Raw genomic sequence first — 19,253 nt, 5'->3', positions numbered from 1 at the left:
TCTCGTCCGCCGCCGATGGCGGTGACCGTGGTGCCCGCCGGCAGACTGACCTCGACCGGCGTACTGCTGTCCGCGGTCGTCCCGTCCCCCAACTGGCCATCGGAGTTCAGGCCCCAGGCGAGGACTTTGCCGGCAGACGTCAATGCCAGGCCATGAGCGATGCCACCGGCGATCGCGGTGACCGTGGTGCCCGCCGGCAGGCTGACGGGGACCGGTGTGCTGCTGCGGGTGGTAGTCCCGTCGCCCAACTCACCCCGGTCGTTGTCGCCCCAGGCAAGGGCGGCGCCGGCGGACGTCACCGCGAAGCTGTGGTCGTCACCGGCGGCGATGGCGGTGACGGTGGTGCCCGCCAGCAGACTGACGTCGACGGGCGTGATGCTGTCCGTGGTGGTCTCATCGCCAAGCTGGCCAAAGCGGTTGTCGCCCCAGGCAAGGGCGGTGCCGGCAGACGTCACCGCCAGACTGTGGTCGTGGCCGGCGGCGATGGCGGTGACGGTGGTGCCCGCCGGCAGACTGACCTCGACCGGCGTACTGCTGTCCGTGGTCGTCCCGTCGCCCAACTCGCCGTCGTTGTTATCGCCCCAGGCGAGGATGGTGTCCGACGCGTCAGGTGCCGCTAGTCCGTGCTGCGCGATCGCAGGCGACACACCGACCGCCTGCGGGAGTGTCGCAGCCAAGATGAGGCAGAACCATCCGGTGCCGGTCCGAGCCACCTCGCGCGCTCGAACGCTACGACCTGCCCGCTGACGGATCCCCTGCATCGTCCCTAACCTCCGAGCAGACAACTAGGGCAGATGCCATTTTTACCCCGCTCTCCCAGCTTTTCTTAGCATGAAACGCCCCAAAGGCCAGTAATCCAAAGTTGCCGGTTGGCACCCCGCAAGGAGTTGGTCGAGGCGCTCGACACCTCGGCACCCAACCCAGTGCCAGCCATGGGAAGCCCGTCGTCCGCAGGTAGCAGGGCGGCCCGCGGATCACACGGGCGACAACGTCAGCACGCCGCAGCCAGCGAAGGGCCCCGAATCAGACGGGGTGCTACCCGGTCAAGGGCCGCACCCCGTCAGCGACTTGGTGGCTCGGCGACAAAGACGCCCCGCCCCGGACGACCCACCAACACCCCCTGCCCCCGCAGCCGCGCCACCGCTCGGTGAATCGTCGACAGCGACAGGTCGTAGTGGTCGGCAAGCTCCTGAGTGGACGGTATCTGCGAGCCAGGGCGGAACTCGCCCGCCTCGATCCGCTTCAGCAGATCGCTGATCAACTCGTCCATGGTTGGTGGTATCGGCACGGATGCCCCTTGCAGTCGGTTGGCCCGTCCAGTATTGATCACCAGCTGAGAGAGCAGCAAGAGCTAGGAGAAAAGCATCAAAAAGTTGACGCGCCAGGTTCGACAGATAAGAGAGCGTTGACAGAGGTGCGAGGTGTCAGTAGCGTCGCTGTCGGTGATGCGGTGCCGCTGCGGTCGGTTGGCGCCTCTCGTACTGGTCTCGCATCGCCGCCGAGACCGCACCTCCGCGCCACCCCCAGGCACGGCCCGGCTGTCGTACCGCCGATCGAGGCTGCGATGGCCGGGCGGGTGCTCCGCCGACCGCAACCGGCGGAGCACCCCTCCACCTACCCGCGACTCGACGAAGGGTGGCCACCATGCGCAGCCTGATCCGCCGACTCACGCACCGACCGAGCCCCAGCCCGCACCGCCGGGTCACCCGCCACCACAAACCCGCAGCGCCGACACATCCCCGGCTGCCGCTGCGGCCGGGGCAGATCCGGGACCGGTACTTCTCGGTCCGGCGACGGGGGCTCGACCCGGTGGAGATCCGCGACTTCCTGCACCGGGTCGCCGACGAGTTGACCACCGCACAGACCGCTCTGGTCGCGGTGCAGGAGGAGAACGTACGGATCAAGAACGCCCTGCGGGAGTGGCAGAGCGCCCAGTCGGCCCGCCACCACCACCGATGACCAGCCGCTGGGTGATCCACCTCCCGGTCACCGCTGCCGACCTGATGCGGGCCCGAATCCTGGCCCGGACTGCCGCCCGAGTGTTGATTCGGTTCAGCGCCCGGGTCGATCCGGGCGGGGTAACCGTCTCCGCCGAGGACCAGCAGGATGTGCGCCACTGGGCCTTCTGCGACCGGCTGCTGCCGGAGGGACGTGGCCGGTGCGTACTCGCGGTGGACCACACCTCGCGCTGCCGGCCGCGCCCACCCCGGTAACGACTCTGCCCGGCCGGTGAGCCCGGCCGGGCAGAGCGTGGCGATCAGTAGGACCGTGCGTCCAGGTCAGGTGGTGGCGGTGCTGCCGAGCTCCTCCCCGAGGTCACCGAGGAGCTCGGCGAAGTCGGTGGTCTCGGCGGCCGGCGGCGTCTCGATGGTCACCGGCTCGTTGTAGTCGGTGTAGTCGATCGTCATCACGCCCATCTCGCCCATGGTCACGCGGGCCCGGCGCGGCCAGTACTGCTCGTCGATCCACAGCTCGGTCTTGATCTCGGTGACGCCGTACTTGGCGGCCTGACCCGCGGCATTCCCCAGGTCGCCGGAGTCGAGCTCGGTCTGCTCCTTCAGCAGGGCGAGGTGCTCCTCCGTGGTAGCGGTGACGCTGTAGTGGACCGTGGGCACCCCGTCCACTGTCTCCTCACCGACAACGGTGACTCCCTCAAGCTCCAACAGCGTCTCGACCTGCTGGACCGGGTCGGTCTCCTGCACCTGCGCGTCGAGGCCCATCCCCGAGGCGAAAGCGGAGGTAAGGTCCATCTTCATCCAGCGCTTACCGTCGCTGCTCGCGCGTTCCGCCTCGGGACGCTCCATGTACATCACGGAGTCGATCAGACGAATGGTGGTGACCTCTCCCCCCACCTCCATGACCGCCTCGTAACTCAGGGGGTCACGCAGATCCATCGCCATCTGCATCTCGAAGTCCTCGGGGCCCGAGGCCACCAGCGTCGCCCGTAGGGTCTCGATCTTGCTGGTCCGGTCCGCCGCCTCCTGGAGTGAACCCTGGAGGTCGCTGGCGAGTAGCTCCAGCACGCTTGACTGCTGTGCTGACTCCTGTGAGGCCGTGCTGGGCCCGCAGCCGGTCACCGCGACGGCCGAGGCGGTCGCAGCCGCCAGAACGGCGATGTTCTTCCAACGTGACAAGTGAGCCACTCCCCCCGAAAGCATTGATCGACTGTTCACCGTATCCCCAGTTGGTCGGCGCCGGCATCGCCTTTTCGGACACACCGCGCCGACGCTCCGCTCGGGTTGAAGCCCGATGACCACCGATCAACACCTAGCCCGGCAGCTCCGGCCCATCGTCAAGCAACGGGGCAAGCAGGTCGCCCTGCTCGGCGATGCGGGTCAGCACCTCGGCCGCCGGATAGGGCTTGACCGCCGGGCGTTTGCCGGCCGCCCCGGCCGTAACCTCGGCCCAGGTCAGCGGGGTGGACACCGCCGGCACCGACTGGGCACGCAGCGAGTACGGCGCCACCGTCGTCTTCGCCGCGTTGTTCTGACTCCAGTCAATGAAAACCTTTCCGGGCCGCAGCCTTCGTGCCATCTTGGACACGATCAGCTTCGGATGAGCCCGCTCCAGCTCCTGGGCGATCCGTCGGGCGTAGCCGGAGACTGTGTCAGCTGGTTGGGTGCCGGCGATCGGACAGCAGAGCTGCATGCCCTTCTTTCCCGAGGTCTTCGGATACGACTCGATCCCGTCGTCGGCGAGCCGTTCGCGCAGCAGCAGGGCGACCTGACAGCACTGGCGAAGCTCGGCCGGCGCACCGGGATCGAGATCAACCACCATCAGGTCCGGATGCGCCCCGATCTGCCACTGTGGTGTGTGCAGTTCGAGGGCGGCGAGGTTGGCCAACCAGACCAGGGTCGGCAGCTCGTCGGCGACCACGTAGTCGATCGTCTCTCGCCCCTTCGCCGAGCCGGGGACCGGCAACGTCTCGGTGTGGACCCAGCTCGGGGTCGCCGCCGGGGCGTTCTTCTCGAAGAAGGAACCACCGTCGACGCCGTTCGGGAACCGGATCCGGGTCAGCGCCCGGCCGGCGAGGTGCGGCAGGAGCACCGGGGCGACCCGGGTGTAGTAGTCGATCACCTCGCCCTTGGTGAATCCGGTCGCCGGGTACAGCACCTTATCCAGATTCGACAACTCCAGAGTGCGGCCGGCCACTTCGACCCGGAGCCGGTCAGACATCGTCAACCTCCTCGGCGAGTTTGTCCGGTCGCAGCCGCAGTACCCGGGGAAAGCGCAGTCGTCCATCCGGGGTGAGCTGGCCGTACTTCACCTCCACCACGACCCGGGGAGCGACCCAGACCACGTCCCGGGAGTCCGCGCGGGGAAGGTCCCCGGCGAAGGGGGAAGCACTGGTGCGCAGGGGCTCCAGCTCGCGCAGCAGCTCCCGCTCCAGCGCCGCGCCGATGCCACCGCCGACCCGCCCCCGGAAGGTGAGACGGCCGTCCGGCCGTGGCACCCCGACCAGCAGCCCGCCCAGCCGGCGGGCTCCCGGCCGCCAGCCCCCCACCACGAAGTCGCCGGTCACCTCCAACTTGACCTTGACCCAGTCCGGTGAGCGCGTACCCGGCCGGTAGACGGAACCGACCCGCTTGGCCATCACCCCCTCCAGGCCGTGCTCCCCCGCCGCCTGGAAGGTCGCCGGACCGTCGGAGAAGGCTGGCGGGACCGCCCACCGGGGTCCGGCCAGCCCCAACTCGTCGAGCACAGCTCGCCGCCGCTGCCACGGGTAGCCGGTCAGGTCGACGCCGTCGAGTCGCAGCAGATCGAAGACCAGGTAGGTGATGGGAAGGGATGCCGCGAGCCGCGCGGCCCGGCCCCGGTCCCGGACGTGCATTCGCTCGGCGAGCGCCGTGAACGAGGGCTGCCCGGTCGTGCCGAAGAGCACCACCTCGCCATCGAGGAGGGCGTCATCCACCTGCCCGGAGAGGCCGGCCAGCTCCGGATAGGCGACGGTGACCTCGACGCCGGAGCGGGCGTACACCCGCTGCTGGCCGTCGCCAATGTTGATCAGCGCTCGGATTCCGTCCCATTTGAACTCATAGGCCCAGCCCGGGCCCACCGGCAACTCCCCGGTGGTCGCGAGCATCGGCTTGGACGGCACGCCGGGCACAAACCGACCTTAGTCGAATGCGGAACTGCTCGCGCCCGGTTCCATCGGATGAGAACATGGTCGATACCGGCGAAAGGAGCTCAGGGTGCGGGCCATTTGGAAAGGAGCCGTGTCGTTCGGGCTCGTCTCGATCGGGGTGAAGCTGTATTCAGCAACCGAGGAGAAGGATATTCGGTTCCACCAGGTGCACCGGGATGACGGGGGTCGAATCCGCTACAAGCGCACCTGCCAGGTCTGTGGCGAAGAGGTCAGCTACGACGACATCGCCAAGGGGTACGACCTCGGCGGCGGCGAGTTGGTCATCCTCACCGACGACGACTTCGCCGACCTGCCACTGAGCACCTCACGGGCGATCGATGTGCTGGAGTTCGTCCCCGCCGAACAGGTCGACCCGATCCTCTACAACAAGGCATACTTCCTCGAGCCCGAGGGCACCGCCACCAAGCCGTATGTGCTGCTGCGCAACGCGCTCACCGACTCCGAACGAGTGGCCATCGTGAAGGTGGCGATCCGGCAACGCGAGCAGCTCGCGACGCTGCGGGTGCACCAGGGCGTCCTGCTGCTCAACACGATGCTCTGGCCCGACGAGATCCGGACGCCGGAGTTCGGCTTTCTCGACGAGGACCTGAAGGTCCGCCCCCCGGAGCTCGCGATGGCCAGCTCCCTGATCGACTCGATGGCGGGTGACTTCCAGCCCGATGTCTTCACCGACGACTACCGGACCGCCCTGAAGGAGGTCATCGACGCGAAGGTGGAGGGCCGCGAGGTCGTCCAGCCGGAGGAGGTCGAGGAGGCTCCGGCGGCGGCGGTGGACCTGATGGCGGCGTTGAAGGCATCGGTGGAGCGGGCCCAGGCGGCACGCGGCGAGAAGCCCGCCGGCTCCGGCGCGGGCGAACCGACCCCCATCTCGGCGGCGCGTTCGGCCCAGCGGAAGGCCGCCGAGCAGCAGGCCCCACCGAAGAAGGCCGCCGGGAAGAAAGGCGAGAAGGCAACTCCGGCGAAGAAGGCGGCGGAAAAGGAGAAGGCCGAGGAGAAGAAGGCCGACAAGAAGACAGCCGGGAAGAAAACGGCGACCAAGACAACCGCGAAGAAGGATGAGGGGCAGCGGACGGAGCCGGCCAAGAAGGCCCCGGCCCGCAAGGGCGCCCGCAAGACCGCCTGAACGGCGAGGCCACCTGTCGGCGATACCGGATTCCACCGGACAGTGGGGCGTACGACACCTGCACCACGGGGTCCCCGGCGGGTACCGTGTTCGTCGGCCTTCCCCCGGCACGCGGTGCCGGCCACCATCTTCGAACAGGGAGTCGACGCCGTGAGCGAGCGGACGCAGAACCGGGCACAAAAGTCGGAGCGGCGGTTGGCCGCTCAGCTCGCCGAGCAGAAGGCTGCCGAGGCGAAGCGCCGCCGGCAGGCCTGGGCCGGCGGTCTCGCCGGGGTTGCCGTGGCCGCCCTCCTGATCACCGTGTTCGTGCTGGTCGGCCCGGCCGGTGACGACGAGAGCACCCCCACCGCGGCGGATTCCCCGGCGGCGGGCGCCCCGTCGACGGACGCCCCCGACCCGGCTGCCGGCGGCACCGAGCTGCCGGACGGGGCCGACCCGGCGCTGAACACCCCGCCGACCGTGGAGGCGGCCGAGGGCGAGCTGACCGAGCTCGTCGTCACCCCGCTGATCGAGGGCACCGGGCCCGCGGTGGAGAGCGGTCAGACGATCACCGTCAACTACGTCGGCATCCTCTACAACGAGGGCGAGGAGTTCGACTCCTCCTGGTCGCGCGGACAGCCGGCGAGCTTCCCGATCGGGGTCGGCGGCGTGATCCCCGGCTGGGACCAGGGCCTGGTCGGCGTGACCATCGGCAGCCGGGTGCAGCTGGACATCCCCGCCGAACTGGCGTACGGCACCGAACCGGGCGGTGGCCGTCCGGCCGGCCCGCTGCGCTTCGTCGTGGACGTGCTCGGCGCGCAGTGACCGGCCGGGCCGCCCCGACGCCGGTGCGGTTGGCCACAGCGGGCTTCCACACCGTTACCGAACGGCAGTAGGTTCGTCGAACCGGGGGGCAGATAGGCCACCCAGGTGCCGGAACGGACGCGGAGGTGCGCATGACAGACGACGCGGGGCGGACAGCCCGGTTGATGTGGACCTACTTCGAGCCGGTCCACGCGGTGACGTACTTCCATCCCCGGGCCCGCGCGGCGTACGAGGCGACCGGGCTGCGCGGCTACTGGCGGGGCTACTTCGCCGGCCGGTCCGCGCCGCTCGGTGCCACCACCGCGGCACCGGTGACCGCGGCCTTCTACAACTTCGCCCCGCACATGGTGCAGCGCGCGCTGCCTGCGATCTGGAAGCTGGCGTCCCCGGAGGAGGCCCTGCGCGCCCGACTCACCGGCGCCGTCCAGGCCCTCGCCGAGCTCACCTATGAGCTGCCCGAGTCCCACCTCACGGAGACCGCCGACCTGCTGGAGGCAGCCGCGGCCGAAACCAGGACGGCGGGCCGGGTGCTGGGGGCCGCGAACGCGGCGCTGCCGCGCGGTGAATACCCGCTCGCCCGGCTCTGGCAGGCGGCGACGGTCCTGCGGGAGCACCGTGGGGACGGGCACATCGCCGCGCTCGTCGCGGCCGACCTCGACCCGGTGGAGACGCTGGCCTGGCGGGTGGCGGTGGGAATGCCCGCGGCCAACCTGCTCGGCCGGGGCTGGACCGAGCAGGAGTGGGCGGTGGCCCGAAGCCGGCTCCACGACCGGGGTTGGCTGACCGCCGACGGTGAACCCACCGAGCGGGGACAGGCCGGATTCGGTGCCGTCGAGGCGGCCACCGACACGGCGGCGGTCCACCCGTGGCAAGCACTCGGCCCAGAGCGCAGCGCCCGGCTCCGGGAGCTACTCGACCCGGTGGTCCGGGCCGGGCACACCATCATCCCGCCGGACAACCCGATCGGCCTGCCGCCCCTGGGTTGACCGGCGCTGCTGGTGCCGTCCGGCAGGATGAGGGGCATGGTGGCTGCGGTGATCTTCGACCTGGACGGCGTGATCGTGGACTCCGAACCGGTCTGGGAGGAGGTCCGGCGGGCGTACGTGGCGGCGCACGGCGGCACCTGGCAGGCCGACTCGCAGCGCCGACTGATGGGCATGAGCACCGGCGAGTGGTCCCGCTACCTCAGCGATGAGCTCGGCGTCGACCGGACGGCCGAGCAGGTCGCCACCGAGGTGGTTACGGAGATGTCCCGGCGGTACGCACACCGCGTACCGCTGATCGACGGTGCCGTCGATGCCGTGCGTCGGACGGCCGGGCGGTGGCCACTGGGCCTGGCCAGCTCCTCCCCGACCCGGCTGATCCGGACGGCGCTCGACGCGACCGGGCTGGGCGACACCTTCGGCGCGACGCTGTCGACCGAGGAGACCCGGCGCGGCAAGCCGGCTCCGGATGTCTACCTGGCGGTCGCCGCACGGCTCGGTGTCGAGCCGGCCCACTGCGTCGCGGTCGAGGACTCCGCCAACGGCGTCCGGTCCGCGGCTGCCGCGGGAATGGCCGTGGTGGCGGTGCCGCACGGGGCGTACCCGCTGGAGCCGGAGGCCGAGCGGCTCGCCGCGGTGCTGCTCTCCTCGATCGGCGAGCTGACCCCGGAGACCGTGACGACGGCCCACGACACAAGTTCCCCGGTTACGAGGACAAAGACGAATCGCCCTCGCGACAATGGCGGTGCGGGTCGCCCCGCTTGAGCGGCGGCCCCGGCGCGGTGCGAACGCCGGGGCCGCCCCCTGACCCGACAGCGACTAGGAGGAGGCCAGCTCCCGGACGGCTAGGCCCCCCTCGGCGTACCGGGACCGGACCGCCTTCTTGTCGTACTTGCCCACGCTGGTCCTCGGCACGGCGTCGATGACCGCCCAGCGCTCGGGGAGCTGCCAGCGGGCCACCGACTCGGCGAGGAAGCTCCGCAACTCCTCAACCCCGGCCTTCGCCCCCTCCCGGAGCACCACGGTCGCCAACGGCCGCTCGCCCCAGCGCTCGTCTGGGACCCCCACCACGCAGGCCTCGACCACATCCGGGTGGGCCATCAGCGCGTTCTCCAGCTCCACCGAGGAGATCCACTCACCGCCGGACTTGATGACATCCTTCGCCCGGTCGGTCAATGTCAGGTAGCCATCCGGGGAGAGGGTGCCGACGTCCCCCGTACGCAGCCAGCCATCCCGGAACGTCTCCGCGTCCGGGGTCTCTTCGCCGACGTACCGCCCGGTCACCCACGGCCCGCGGACCTCCAGCTCCCCCACGGACGTGCCGTCGGCGGGCAGCTGCTTGCCCTGCGGGCCGACGATCCGGGCCTCGACCCCGGCTGGGACCCGGCCCTGGGTGTAGCGGTACTGCCACGCTGTGGCCTCGTCAGCACCGGCCGGCGGGCGGGCCACCGAACCCAGCGGAGAGGTTTCGGTCATGCCCCAGGCGTGAATGATCCGGATGTCGTGCCGCTCCTCGAAGGCGTGCATCAACGCCGGTGGGCACGCCGCCCCACCCACGATCACCTCTCCCAGAGAGCTGGTGTCGACCTCGTGGCTGTCCAGGTGGGCGAGCAGGTCGGTCCAGATGGTGGGGACGGCGCCGGCGACGGTCGGCCGCTCGGCGGCGATCATCTCGGCGATCGGGGCGGCCTGGAGGAACCGGTCCGGCAGCAGCAGCGACGCGCCGCAGAGGAACGCCGCATAGGGCAGCCCCCAGGACATCGCATGGAACATCGGCACGATGCCCAAGACCCGGTCCTTCGGCTCGAGGCTGAACGACTCCGGCATGCAGACCTGGAGCGAGTGCAGGTAGATCGAGCGGTGCGAGTAGGCCACCCCCTTGGGGTTGCCGGTGGTCCCGGAGGTGTAGCAGAGCGCGGCGGCAGAGCGCTCGTCCACGTCCGGCCAGTCGTAGGTCTCGGGCCTCCCGGCCAGCAGGGCATCCCAGTGGTGTACGGAGATCCGGTTGCCGGCCGCCGCGACGAGCGGAGCGGGGTCACCACCGCCGACCACCACCACGTGCCGAACGGTGGTCATGTCGCCGATCACCTTCGCCAGCAGCGGGATCAGGGACGTGTCGACCAGCACCACCCGGTCCTGCGCGTGGTTGGCGATGTAGGAGACCTGGTCCGGGAGAAGCCGGATGTTGAGCGTGTGCAGCACCGCGCCCATGCTCGGCACCGCGAAGTAGGCCACCAAGTGCTCGGTGTTGTTCCACAGGAAGGTGGCGACGCGCTCGTCCCCGGTCACACCGCACTCGTCTCGCAACGCGTGCGCCAGCTGGGCGGCCGAGCGCGCCACGTCGGCGTAGCTCATCCGGCGCGGCTCGGCACCGGTCCAGGTGACCACCGTGGCCGCGCTGTGCACGGTGGCGCCGTGGCGAAGAATCTGGGAGACCTGGAGGGGGGCATCCATCATCGTGCTCCGCATGAGCAACAAACTAGTGGCGCCGATCACATCTGGGAACCCCGGATCTCCATCTCGTCCCGACGGCGGTGCGTAAATTAGCCGGGGTGAGCATTTCCTGGGCAGATTCCTACGTCGGACAACTCCGCGCCATCGCCGGCGACCGGACGCTGATGTTCGTCGGTGCCCGCGCGGTGGTGCGGGACAACGCGGGCCGGATCCTGCTGATCCAGCGCGCCGACAACGGGCGCTGGGCCATGCCGGCGGGGGCGATGGAGCTGGGTGAGTCGATCGCCGACTGCGCGGTGCGGGAGGTACGGGAGGAGACCGGGCTGCGCGCCCTGCGGGTCAGCGCCTTCGCCCTCTACACCGGGCCGGACCGCACCCACACCAACATGTACGGGCACACGTACCAGATCTTCACCACCGCGTTCCGGGTGGAGGAGTGGGACGGGGATCTCGCCCGGATCACCGACGAGACCACCGATGCCGCCTTCTTCGACCGGGGCCACCTGCCCGGCCCGCTGTCGGCCAGCGTCCCGGAGACCCTCGCCGACCTGGATGTCTTCGAGCAGACGAACCGCCTGATCCTCAAATAGTCCGCCGCCGGTCCCACCCCGCCAGGTTTGGCCCGGCGGAGCGGCGGGGACCCGGACGGACATGGCAGGAGCAGCAGCGGAACAGCACCGACTCGCCGCCGTGGTGGAGAGCTGGCTGGGACGCCCCGTCCTGGTCGTCGGGGACGCAATGCTCGACGAGTGGCGGTTCGCCGACTCGGATCGGCTCTGCCGGGAGGCGCCAGCCCCAATCCTCACCCTGCGCCGACGGATCTCCGCCGCGGGCGGTGCGGCGAACACCGCCGTCAACATCGCCGCGCTCGGCGGACGGGCCGCGCTGGTCGCCCCAATCGGCGCGGATGTGGCCGGCGACGAGGTGCACGACTGCCTGGACCGGGCCGGCGTGTGGGACCGCACGGTCAGCCAACCGAGCCGCCCGACCCCGGTCAAGCGGCGGATGCTCGCCGGCAGCCAGATCCTGCTGCGGGAGGACTCCGGTGGCCCCGCGGATCCCCTGGACGACGCCGGAGTGGCTCGCCTGCTCGACGCCCTGACCTGCGCGACCACGGAGCTGTACGCGGCGGGTGGTGCGGCGCCGACGCTGGTGGTCTGCGACTACGCGCTGGGGGCCCTGCCCGCACCGGTGCGCGCGTGGCTGGTCGCCAACCGGGAGCGGTACGCGACGGTCGCGCTGGACGCCCATGACCTCGCCGACTGGCGCGGGCTCGCCCCGACCGTGGTCACACCGAGCTTCGCCGAGGCGAGCCGACTGCTCGCCCACACGGCGGCCCCGCCCGGGGGCGGGGGCCTGCACCTGGACCACCCGGACCGCGCCCGCTCCGACGGCCCCTCCGAACTGACCGTGGGAGTCGCACCCGGCGACGGTCGAGTCACCGACACCGAGATCGAGCCCGGGGCGCGCGGGGACGCCGGGGGACCGGACCGGGCGGTACTCGCCGAATCCCGCCTGGCGGAGCTCCGGCGACACACCGGCGCGGATGTCGTGGCGGTGACGCTGGACACCGAGGGCGCGGTCGTAGCCGGGCCGGACGGCGAGCCCAGCCGCAGCCACAGCAACCCGATGCCGGCCAGCCACACGGTCGGGGCCGGAGACGCGTACCTGGCGGCGATGACCCTCGCCCTGGCCGCCGACGCCCCCCTACCGACCGCCGCGCAGCTCGCCCAGCTCGCGGCCACCATCACCGTCTCCGACACCGGCACCTGTGTCTGCCGGCGGGAGGACCTACTCACCGCGCTCGACCGTTCCGACGACGGCGGCGCCCCAACCCTCGTCGGCGCCGACGAGCTGGCGACGATCGCCGGGGCACACCGCCGCGCGGGCCGCTCGGTCGTCTTCACCAACGGCTGCTTCGATGTCCTGCATCCTGGGCACGTCCGCTACCTGGAGCAGGCCCGCGCCCTCGGCGACCTGCTCGTGGTGGCGGTCAACGCCGACGGCAGCGTCCGCCGGCTCAAGGGCGCCGACCGGCCGGTCAACCCGGTCGAGGACCGGGTGGCCCTGCTGGCGGCGCTGACCCACGTTGACCATGTGGTGGTCTTCGAGGAGGACTCGCCCGCCCGGCTCATCGAGGCCGTCCGGCCGGACATCTACGTCAAGGGCGGGGACTACCCGCCGGAGCTGGTGCCAGAAGCACCCCTGGTCCGCCGGCTCGGCGGCCAGGTCCACACCCTCGGCTACGTGCCGGACCGCTCCACCTCGGCGATCATCGACCGGATCCGCGCGTACGGCGGTGGCGCACCGGTGGCGGGGCAGGCGTGAGCCGACCTCTCGAGCACGGCGACTCCGACGAATTCCGCGCCGAGCGACACCTCGACGTGCTGGTCCCCACCCGAAACCGCCCCGCCGAGCTGGCGGTCACCCTCTCCGGGCTCGCCGCCCAGGAAGGCGTACCCGACTTCGGGGTGGTGGTCAGCGACCAGTCCGACGACGCCCCCGCGTACGCGCACCCGGCCGTGGCCGCGATGGTCCGGGTCCTGCGCCACCGGGGGCACCCGGTCCTGCTGACCCGCCGACTGCCCCGGCGCGGGATGGCCGAGCATCGGGCAGCGCTGCTGGCCGCCTCGACCGCCCGCTACGTGCTCTGCCTCGACGACGACGTGTGGTTGGCGCCGGAAGCCCTGCACCGGCTGGTCACCGCGATCGCGGAGCTGGGCTGCGGGTTCGTCGGCAACGCCGTGCACGGCCTGTCGTACCGGCACGACCTCCGCCCGGAGACGCACCGGCACTACGAGGAGTGGGACGGGCCGCCGGTGCCGGAGCGGATCCGTCCGGGCACCCCGCAGTGGGAGCGCGCACTGCTCCACCCGGCCGCAAACCTGCTCCACGTCACCGAGCGGCTGCGCCTGCCACCGGGCTCCTGGCGGGCGTACAAGGTCTCCTGGATCGGTGGTTGTGTGCTGTACGACCGGGCGAAGCTGGTTGATGCGGGCGGCTTCGACTTCTGGCGACGGGTGCCGGAGCGGCACCAGGGGGAGGATGTCGCCGCCCAGCTCGCCGTCTTGGAACGGTCCGGCGGCGCCGGCGTCCTGCCCAGCGGGGCGTTCCACCTGGAGTCACCGACCACCGTCACCGAACGTGAGGTTGAGGCGTGGGAGGTACTCCTCGAACAGGCGTAGCACCAGCCGCGGCTCAGGGCGTCGGGGCCGGCTGCTCTGTCTCGGCGAGCAGGTCGCGGGCGGCTTCGAGGACCTCGATCACCGGGACCTCGGCCACGAACGAGTCGCGGTGCGGGCACTCGCCGTCGCCGGGCCGGTGTGGATAGCTGCCCGGGGTGCAGTCGACCCCACAGACCGGGCAGTGCACCGTCCAGGACGTGATCGGGCGGTGCCGCCCCCGCAGCGGGCTCGCCGTGGTGATCAGGTTGCCGACCCAGAAAATGCCGACCGTGGCAGTGCCGACCGCCGCCGCCAGGTGCAGCGGCCCGGTGTCGTTGGCGATCACCAGCGCGCAGCCGGCGTAGCAGCCGGCCAGCCCGCCGAGGCTGAGCGTGCCGACCTGCGGCCGGAGGGGCACCCCGGCCGCCGTGACCACCCGGTCCACCACCTCCCGCTCCACCGGCGTGCCGGTGACCAGCACCTCATACCCGTCCCGGTGCAGTTGCCGGGCGACGGCCGCGAAGTGTTCGACCGGCCAACGTCGGCGGGTGTCGGTGGCGCCCGGGTGCAGCGCCACCCGCGGCCGGTCCGCCGGGCCGAGCACCTCGGCTGCCTCGGCCCGATCGACGTCGGTGACCGCCAGGGTGGGGACCACCGTGGTCGCCGGCGCCCCCACCAGGGCCGCCACCTCCAGGTAGCGGATCACCTCGTGCTGGTAGTAGACGTACCGCAGCCAGCGGTCCAGCGGCGGCGCGTCCTCGGCCCGCAGACCGGCCGTCACCCGGGCGCCGAGGCCGGCCACCACCGGGTTGGAGTTGGCCCCGCCGCCGTGCACCTGCAGCGCCAGGTCGAAGCGCTCCGCGCGGGCCCGGGCAAGGAAGTCCGCCAGCCCGGACTCCGGCTCGTCCGGCTCCGGGCGGCGGATTCCGGGCGCCGGCGGAACCACCAGGACCCGGTCCACCGGACCCGGCCGATCGCGCCAGAGCTTCGCGTGCCACGGCGCGCCGAGCAGGACGATCTCCGCCGCGGGGTATGCGGCCCGCAACGCAGCCAGCGCCGGCAGGACGAAGATGAAGTCGCCGAGCGCGTTGGCCCGCAGCACGGCGATCCGCTCCACCTCGGGTACGCGCTGCGCGGCCGGGCCGAGCAGGTGCGGGGCGACCATCGGCGCGCTACGGCCGATCGGTCTCGACGTTCGGGTGGTGCAGCTCCCGGTTTGCGGCGGGGTCGACCGGGAACGGGGTGCCGCCGTCGGCGCCACGAGCACCGCTGCGCCCGACGGTGATGGTGCGGGGCTCGGGTCGGGCGGTGCGGGGCAGCCGAATCCGGAGCAGACCGTGATCCATCACCGCATCGATGGCCTCCGGGTCCACCCGCGACGGCAGTTCCACCCGGTACGCGAACGCCCGGGCCTCGGAGCCGTCGAGGATCCCGTAGTCGGCGTTGACCTCGGCCTCTGACCGGGCCCGTACGCAGAGCTCCCGCTCGTCCAGCTCGACGGCCACCTCGTCGGGCGCCACCCCGGGCAGCCGGACGATCACCTCCCAGCCGTCCTCGGTCTCGTCCAGCTGCAGGTCCGTCGAGTCGGACCGGCCCCCGACCAGCCGACCCAGCTCGGCGCGGAGCGAATGCAACTCGCCCATCGGATCCCACCCCTGCTGCCGGCCGCGCCTGCCCTGGCCGATCCCGCCGCCGGGTTCACTCATCACACTTCTCCTATTCACTGGGGGTTGTCGAGGGCCGCAGGGAGCTGGGCGCGTCCAGGTCGGCGTCCCGGTCGACTCCGACGCCGAGACGGTCAACCAGTTCTCCGCCGAGCCACGCGCTGACCCCGAGGATGGCCAAGGCGACGATCTCGATGGCGAGGAGCGCGCCGCCGGCGGCCCGGGAGTCGGCGTTGAGCCGGACCGCCCAGACCGCGGCGAAGAGCAGGATCAGCGCCACGTTCGCGGCGGCGTGGGTGAGCGCCACCCGCTTGGCGCGGGTGCCGGTCGGGATGGCGAGCAGGTCGACCGTCCCGGCCGCCGCGGCCAGCAGACCACCGACCAGGCCGACGGTGAGGTTCCAGTAGGCGACCTCACCGAGGAAGTCGGGCCCGCCCACGATGTCGACCACGTCGAAGAACACGGCAGTCGCGAGCAGGGCGACCGGGAACATCACCAGCATCGGGTGGAGGGGGTGACCCAACACTTTGAGTCGGCTCTCCATTCCGGGCCTCCACTGTTCGGTCCTGCTGGCGCTCGTCGTCCTACCTGCACTGTTTGTGGTCCTACTGGCGGATGGGTGCGGCGGGTAACCTCCGTCACCCAGGCAGACCTCACCTCGGTCGATGCCACCTAGGCTGTCGATGACGCACCGCCGCCATGGTCAACGGACGAGGGAGGGGCACGTGACGGTAGATATCACCACTCACGAGGAGTTGAGGGAGTTACTGGGTGTACCGACGCCTCAGGCCGCCACGAAGGAGCGCACCCACCTGCACGAGCGGGACCGGCAGTGGCTGGCCGCCTCCCCGTTCTGCCTGGTGGCCACGGCCGGCGCGGACGGCACCTGCGATGTCTCGCCAAAGGGGGACCCACCCGGTTTCGCCCTGCCGATCGACGACACCACCATCGCCATCCCGGAGCGCCCCGGCAACCGACGGGCCGACGGCTTCCACAACATCCTGGACAATCCACACGTCGGGCTGATCTTCCTGATTCCCGGGCGCACCGACACGTTGCGGATCAACGGTCGGGCCCGACTGGTCCGGGAGGCGCCTTTCTTCGACTCGATGACGGTCAAGGGCCATCGGCCGATCCTGGCGCTGGTGGTAGCGATCGAGGAGATCTTCTACCACTGTGCGAAGGCGTTCCTCCGATCGCAGTTGTGGAGCCCACAGAGCTGGACACCCGAGGTGCTGCCGTCGCGGGCCCGCCTGGTCAAGGAGGTCGAGGCCCGCACGGAGAGCCTGGCCGAGCTGCAGAGCTACTACGGCCCGGAGTACGCCCGCCGCCTCTACACCTGACCGGAATACACCCGCCGCCTCTACACCTGACCCGCCCGCGGTGGGGGGGCAGCCCACCTTCGGCGTGGCACGGTCGATGATCGCGGTGAGGTTGATCCCGGCGGAGAGCGTGCCGTACGCGTAGCCGTGCGCACCGCCCAGCCGGGACGCGCAGAACGCCTCGGCGACGGCCGGGTGGCCGTGTCGCACCAGCAGGGACCCCTGTAGGACGAGGGCGAGCCGCTCCACCAGGTGCCGCGCCCGGAGCTCGGCATCGGCCGGGTCCGCCAGGCTCGCCCGCAGCCGCCGGACCGCGGCGTCGAGCCGGGCGTCCGCACCGGCGGCGGCGTCCACCTCTGCCTCGAAGGCGGCCAGCACCCGCGGCTGGCGGGTCAGCGCCCGCAGCACGTCCAGGGCGGCCACGTTGCCGGAGCCCTCCCAGATCGAGTTCAGCGGCGACTCCCGGAACAGCCGGGGCATGCCGGATTCCTCCACGTACCCGTTGCCACCCAGGCACTCCAGGGCCTCGGCGGCGTGGCCCGGCCACCGCTTGCAGACCCAGTACTTGCCGACCGCGACGCCGAGCCGTTTGAACGCGGCCTCGTCGGCGTCACCCCGAGCTGAACGGTCCGTCGCACCGGCGAGCCGCAGCATCAGGACGGTCGCGGCCTCTGACTCCACCGCGAGGTCGGCGAGGACGTTGCGCATCAGCGGCTGGTCGACCAGCGGGTGCCCGAATGCCCGCCGGTGCCGGGCGTGGTGCACCGCGGTGACGACCCCCTGACGCATCCCGGCGGCGGCGCCGATCAGGCAGTCGAGCCGGGTGAGGTTGACCATGTCGATGATGGTGCGGACGCCGCACCTCTCGTCGCCGACCCGCCAGGCCACCGCGTGCTCGTACTCGATCTCCGCCGAGGCGTTCGACCGGTTGCCCAGCTTCTCCTTGAGCCGCATCAGCCGAAGCGGGTTGCGCGTGCCGTCGGGCAATACCCGAGGCACCAGGAAACAGGTCAGCCCACCCGGCGCCTGACCGAGGGTCAGGAAGAGATCGCACATCGGTGCGGAGGTGAACCACTTGTGCCCGACCAGCCGGTAGCTGCCGTCCGCCGCGGGCTGGGCGAGGGTGGTGTTGGCGCGTACGTCCGAACCGCCCTGCTTCTCGGTCATCGACATGCCCGCCAGCAGGCCGTGCTTGCCGAGCGCCGGACGCAACCCCGGGTCGTACGTGGTGGCGGTCAGCAGCGGCTCATACCGGGCGGCCAGTTCCGGGGCGTGCCGCAGCGCCGGCACCGCCGCATAGGTCATCGAGATCGGGCAGCCATGCCCGGCGTCCGGCCGCCAGGTGTAGAACTTCGCGGCGCGGGCGACGTGCGCTCCCGGTCGGCCGTCGGCCCACGGCGCGGCGTGCAGGCCGTAGGTCACCGCGGTCCGCATCAGCTCGTGCCAGGAGGGGTGGAACTCCACCTCGTCCACCCGGTGCCCGTAGCGGTCGTGGCTGCGCAGTACGGGCGGATGGTCGTTGGCCAACCGGCCGTGCTCGATCGCCGCCGCGGTGCCGCCGAGCCGGCCGAGGTCGTGCAGCTCGGCGGCGGCCCAGCCGGCCCCCTCCCGGGCCAGCCCGGCGCACAGCGCCGGATCGACGGCCACGTCGTAGTCGACCAGGGGTGGCACCTGGTTGAACACCTCGTGCGTCGGCACCGTGGCCCTCCCATCCGGGTCAACTCGACCCGCTCGGCAAGGATCGCACCGGCATTCACTTTTCGCTGACCCGAAGGGGACAGCGGAAGGAGTCTCTCGGGGCCTCGGAGCGCCCGAAGTCACTCCCCCAGCGTCTCGCCGAGCGGCACGATCCCCCTACGGCCGCCCACCAGCCACGGGTAGCGAATTTCTTTTAGGGATTTATATTCGGATTCGTACTGGTTTGGGGTTTGTGTCGGTTTAGCTTTTGCGGGTGGCTGCTACCACCACTTGGTAGCCAAGGGGCCGTCCCCGCGAGTGCGGCGTGGTGGGACCTTGTCGCTCACGGGGGAAGGACATCGAGTTCACGATGATTGACCAGGACCACACCCAGAGGCCGGATCGGCCCGGTAGGGGTCGGGCGAGGTCGCGGTGGCGATGGTGGGCGGTCGGGCTAGCCGGGGTGACCGGTCTGGCCCTGAGCACCGTCGGCATCACCGCCAGTCCGGCCGCGGACACGCTCGGGCGCACCCTGACCGCCACCGATGATCACAGCGGCGACCCCGGTAAGCATGACAACAAGGGCAGGCACGGCGAGAAGGGCGAGCGGGACGGCAAGGGCAAGGGTTCGGAGAAGAAGCCGACAGGCATCCCGGTCCCGTGTGACGCGGACGCGTTGATCGCGCAGATCACCCTGGCCAACGCCCGCGGTGGGGCGGTGCTCGACCTGGCCAAGGACTGTACCTACCTGCTCACCGCCGACATCGACGGTGCGGGGCTGCCGGCGATCGTCACCCCGATCACCCTCAACGGCGGCAAGAAGACCACCATCGAACGCGCCGCCGCGGTGGACGAATTCCGGATCCTCACTGTTGACGTGGGTGGTGACCTCACCCTCAACAAGCTGACCATCACC

19 protein-coding genes and 2 pseudogenes are annotated in these 19,253 nt (G+C 71.2%); 11 read left to right on the top strand and 10 right to left on the bottom strand.

From position 1 onward, the window contains the following. Both K228_RS0120970 and K228_RS0120965 read right to left on the bottom strand, forming a co-directional pair. Positions 1 to 761, bottom strand: a 761-nt coding sequence (locus K228_RS0120970) for an RCC1 domain-containing protein (RefSeq protein WP_025620196.1), incomplete at its 3' end; no start/stop codon positions are given. Between the two features lie 299 nt (positions 762 to 1,060). Further along, complete coding sequence (locus K228_RS0120965) at positions 1,061 to 1,288, bottom strand: winged helix-turn-helix domain-containing protein (RefSeq protein ID WP_025620195.1); 228 nt, start codon at positions 1,286 to 1,288, stop codon at positions 1,061 to 1,063. Positions 1,289 to 1,635: 347 nt separating this feature from the next. Between K228_RS0120965 and K228_RS0120960 the strand changes: the two genes are divergently transcribed. After that, positions 1,636 to 1,959, top strand: coding sequence for a DivIVA domain-containing protein (locus tag K228_RS0120960; protein ID WP_025620194.1), 324 nt, complete (start codon positions 1,636 to 1,638; stop codon positions 1,957 to 1,959). Continuing rightward, positions 1,956 to 2,213, top strand: a complete 258-nt coding sequence (locus K228_RS0120955; protein WP_025620193.1) for a hypothetical protein — start codon at positions 1,956 to 1,958, stop codon at positions 2,211 to 2,213. The genes K228_RS0120960 and K228_RS0120955 overlap by 4 nt, the downstream gene beginning before the upstream one ends. A 66-nt stretch (positions 2,214 to 2,279) precedes the next feature. Here K228_RS0120955 and K228_RS0120950 read toward each other — a convergent pair whose 3' ends face one another. The 3 genes from K228_RS0120950 to ligD (K228_RS0120940) all read right to left on the bottom strand — a co-directional run bounded on the left by K228_RS0120950 (position 2,280) and on the right by ligD (K228_RS0120940) (position 5,107). Then, on the bottom strand, positions 2,280 to 3,134 hold the full coding sequence (locus K228_RS0120950; RefSeq protein WP_025620192.1) for an SCO4651 family lipoprotein: 855 nt from the start codon (positions 3,132 to 3,134) through the stop codon (positions 2,280 to 2,282). A gap of 133 nt (positions 3,135 to 3,267) precedes the next feature. Beyond that, complete coding sequence (gene ligD, locus K228_RS0120945; protein WP_025620191.1) at positions 3,268 to 4,176, bottom strand: non-homologous end-joining DNA ligase; 909 nt, start codon at positions 4,174 to 4,176, stop codon at positions 3,268 to 3,270. Continuing rightward, positions 4,169 to 5,107 carry a non-homologous end-joining DNA ligase gene (gene ligD, locus K228_RS0120940; RefSeq protein ID WP_025620190.1) on the bottom strand — a complete coding sequence of 313 codons (939 nt, stop codon included), beginning with the start codon at positions 5,105 to 5,107 and terminating at the stop codon, positions 4,169 to 4,171. The genes ligD (K228_RS0120945) and ligD (K228_RS0120940) overlap by 8 nt, the downstream gene beginning before the upstream one ends. Before the next feature lie 85 nt (positions 5,108 to 5,192). Here ligD (K228_RS0120940) and ku point away from each other — a divergent pair, with 85 nt between their 5' ends. The 4 genes from ku (at position 5,193) to K228_RS0120920 (ending at position 8,821) form a co-directional block, all read left to right on the top strand. Next, the gene (gene ku, locus K228_RS0120935; protein WP_025620189.1) at positions 5,193 to 6,269 is read left to right on the top strand and encodes a non-homologous end joining protein Ku; all 1,077 of its coding nucleotides are present in this window, start codon (positions 5,193 to 5,195) and stop codon (positions 6,267 to 6,269) included. A 114-nt stretch (positions 6,270 to 6,383) separates the two neighbouring features. After that, on the top strand, positions 6,384 to 7,073 hold the full coding sequence (locus tag K228_RS0120930) for an FKBP-type peptidyl-prolyl cis-trans isomerase (RefSeq protein ID WP_025620188.1): 690 nt from the start codon (positions 6,384 to 6,386) through the stop codon (positions 7,071 to 7,073). 131 nt (positions 7,074 to 7,204) lie between these two features. Further along, the gene (locus tag K228_RS0120925; RefSeq protein WP_025620187.1) at positions 7,205 to 8,059 is read left to right on the top strand and encodes an SCO6745 family protein; all 855 of its coding nucleotides are present in this window, start codon (positions 7,205 to 7,207) and stop codon (positions 8,057 to 8,059) included. Between the two features lie 36 nt (positions 8,060 to 8,095). After that, positions 8,096 to 8,821, top strand: a complete 726-nt coding sequence (locus tag K228_RS0120920) for an HAD family hydrolase (RefSeq protein WP_025620186.1) — start codon at positions 8,096 to 8,098, stop codon at positions 8,819 to 8,821. Positions 8,822 to 8,875: 54 nt separating this feature from the next. On the opposite strand, the gene K228_RS0120915 is transcribed toward K228_RS0120920, so the two are convergent. Then, complete coding sequence (locus K228_RS0120915) at positions 8,876 to 10,525, bottom strand: fatty acid--CoA ligase (RefSeq protein ID WP_033777199.1); 1,650 nt, start codon at positions 10,523 to 10,525, stop codon at positions 8,876 to 8,878. 83 nt (positions 10,526 to 10,608) lie between these two features. On the opposite strand from K228_RS0120915, the gene K228_RS0120910 reads away from it, so the two are divergent. The 3 genes from K228_RS0120910 to K228_RS0120900 all read left to right on the top strand — a co-directional run bounded on the left by K228_RS0120910 (position 10,609) and on the right by K228_RS0120900 (position 13,695). Beyond that, on the top strand, positions 10,609 to 11,100 hold the full coding sequence (locus tag K228_RS0120910) for an NUDIX domain-containing protein (RefSeq protein WP_025620184.1): 492 nt from the start codon (positions 10,609 to 10,611) through the stop codon (positions 11,098 to 11,100). Positions 11,101 to 11,161: 61 nt separating this feature from the next. Then, complete coding sequence (rfaE2, locus tag K228_RS0120905) at positions 11,162 to 12,838, top strand: D-glycero-beta-D-manno-heptose 1-phosphate adenylyltransferase (RefSeq protein ID WP_025620183.1); 1,677 nt, start codon at positions 11,162 to 11,164, stop codon at positions 12,836 to 12,838. After that, positions 12,835 to 13,695 (top strand): glycosyltransferase family A protein, encoded by an 861-nt coding sequence (locus K228_RS0120900; RefSeq protein ID WP_025620182.1) that lies wholly within the window; start codon positions 12,835 to 12,837, stop codon positions 13,693 to 13,695. Before rfaE2 ends, K228_RS0120900 begins: the two co-directional genes overlap by 4 nt. 13 nt (positions 13,696 to 13,708) lie before the next feature. Here the strand turns inward: K228_RS0120900 and K228_RS0120895 are convergent, their stop codons facing one another. The 3 genes from K228_RS0120895 to K228_RS0120885 are packed head-to-tail and all read right to left on the bottom strand — an operon-like array spanning position 13,709 to position 15,882. Then, entirely contained in the window at positions 13,709 to 14,839 is a 1,131-nt protein-coding gene (locus tag K228_RS0120895) for a glycosyltransferase family 9 protein (protein ID WP_025620181.1), read from the bottom strand. Positions 14,840 to 14,846: 7 nt separating this feature from the next. Next, positions 14,847 to 15,380, bottom strand: coding sequence for an Hsp20/alpha crystallin family protein (locus K228_RS0120890; RefSeq protein WP_025620180.1), 534 nt, complete (start codon positions 15,378 to 15,380; stop codon positions 14,847 to 14,849). Positions 15,381 to 15,390: 10 nt separating this feature from the next. Then, positions 15,391 to 15,882: a DUF2231 domain-containing protein gene (locus K228_RS0120885; protein ID WP_025620179.1), complete on the bottom strand. Its 492-nt coding sequence runs from the start codon at positions 15,880 to 15,882 to the stop codon at positions 15,391 to 15,393. Between the two features lie 181 nt (positions 15,883 to 16,063). On the opposite strand from K228_RS0120885, the gene K228_RS27595 reads away from it, so the two are divergent. Then, positions 16,064 to 16,681, top strand: coding sequence for a pyridoxamine 5'-phosphate oxidase family protein (locus tag K228_RS27595; protein WP_025620197.1), 618 nt, complete (start codon positions 16,064 to 16,066; stop codon positions 16,679 to 16,681). A gap of 51 nt (positions 16,682 to 16,732) precedes the next feature. Here the strand turns inward: K228_RS27595 and K228_RS0120875 are convergent. Beyond that, a pseudogene (locus tag K228_RS0120875) lies at positions 16,733 to 18,358 on the bottom strand (isovaleryl-CoA dehydrogenase); the annotation flags it as partial. A gap of 349 nt (positions 18,359 to 18,707) precedes the next feature. On the opposite strand from K228_RS0120875, the pseudogene K228_RS0120870 reads away from it, so the two are divergent. Continuing rightward, positions 18,708 to 19,253: pseudogene (locus K228_RS0120870) on the top strand (right-handed parallel beta-helix repeat-containing protein); the annotation flags it as partial.

The organism is Salinispora cortesiana, from assembly GCF_000484695.1.
Lineage (GTDB): Bacteria > Actinomycetota > Actinomycetes > Mycobacteriales > Micromonosporaceae > Micromonospora > Micromonospora cortesiana.
The sequence above is the reverse complement of the archived record's forward strand: the minus strand, read 5'-3'. Positions and strand labels throughout refer to the sequence as shown.

What these genes read in the sequence shown, in the direction of transcription:
- K228_RS0120955 (WP_025620193.1), top strand. Translation starts at nt 1,956, where the DNA reads ATGACCAGCCGCTGGGTGATCCACCTCCCGGTCACCGCTGCCGACCTG.
- ligD (WP_025620191.1), bottom strand. Translation starts at nt 4,176, where the DNA reads ATGTCTGACCGGCTCCGGGTCGAAGTGGCCGGCCGCACTCTGGAGTTG.
- K228_RS0120925 (WP_025620187.1), top strand. Translation starts at nt 7,205, where the DNA reads ATGACAGACGACGCGGGGCGGACAGCCCGGTTGATGTGGACCTACTTC.
- K228_RS0120920 (WP_025620186.1), top strand. Translation starts at nt 8,096, where the DNA reads ATGGTGGCTGCGGTGATCTTCGACCTGGACGGCGTGATCGTGGACTCC.
- K228_RS0120915 (WP_033777199.1), bottom strand. Translation starts at nt 10,525, where the DNA reads ATGCGGAGCACGATGATGGATGCCCCCCTCCAGGTCTCCCAGATTCTT.
- rfaE2 (WP_025620183.1), top strand. Translation starts at nt 11,162, where the DNA reads ATGGCAGGAGCAGCAGCGGAACAGCACCGACTCGCCGCCGTGGTGGAG.
- K228_RS0120895 (WP_025620181.1), bottom strand. Translation starts at nt 14,839, where the DNA reads ATGGTCGCCCCGCACCTGCTCGGCCCGGCCGCGCAGCGCGTACCCGAG.
- K228_RS0120890 (WP_025620180.1), bottom strand. Translation starts at nt 15,380, where the DNA reads ATGAGTGAACCCGGCGGCGGGATCGGCCAGGGCAGGCGCGGCCGGCAG.
- K228_RS0120885 (WP_025620179.1), bottom strand. Translation starts at nt 15,882, where the DNA reads ATGGAGAGCCGACTCAAAGTGTTGGGTCACCCCCTCCACCCGATGCTG.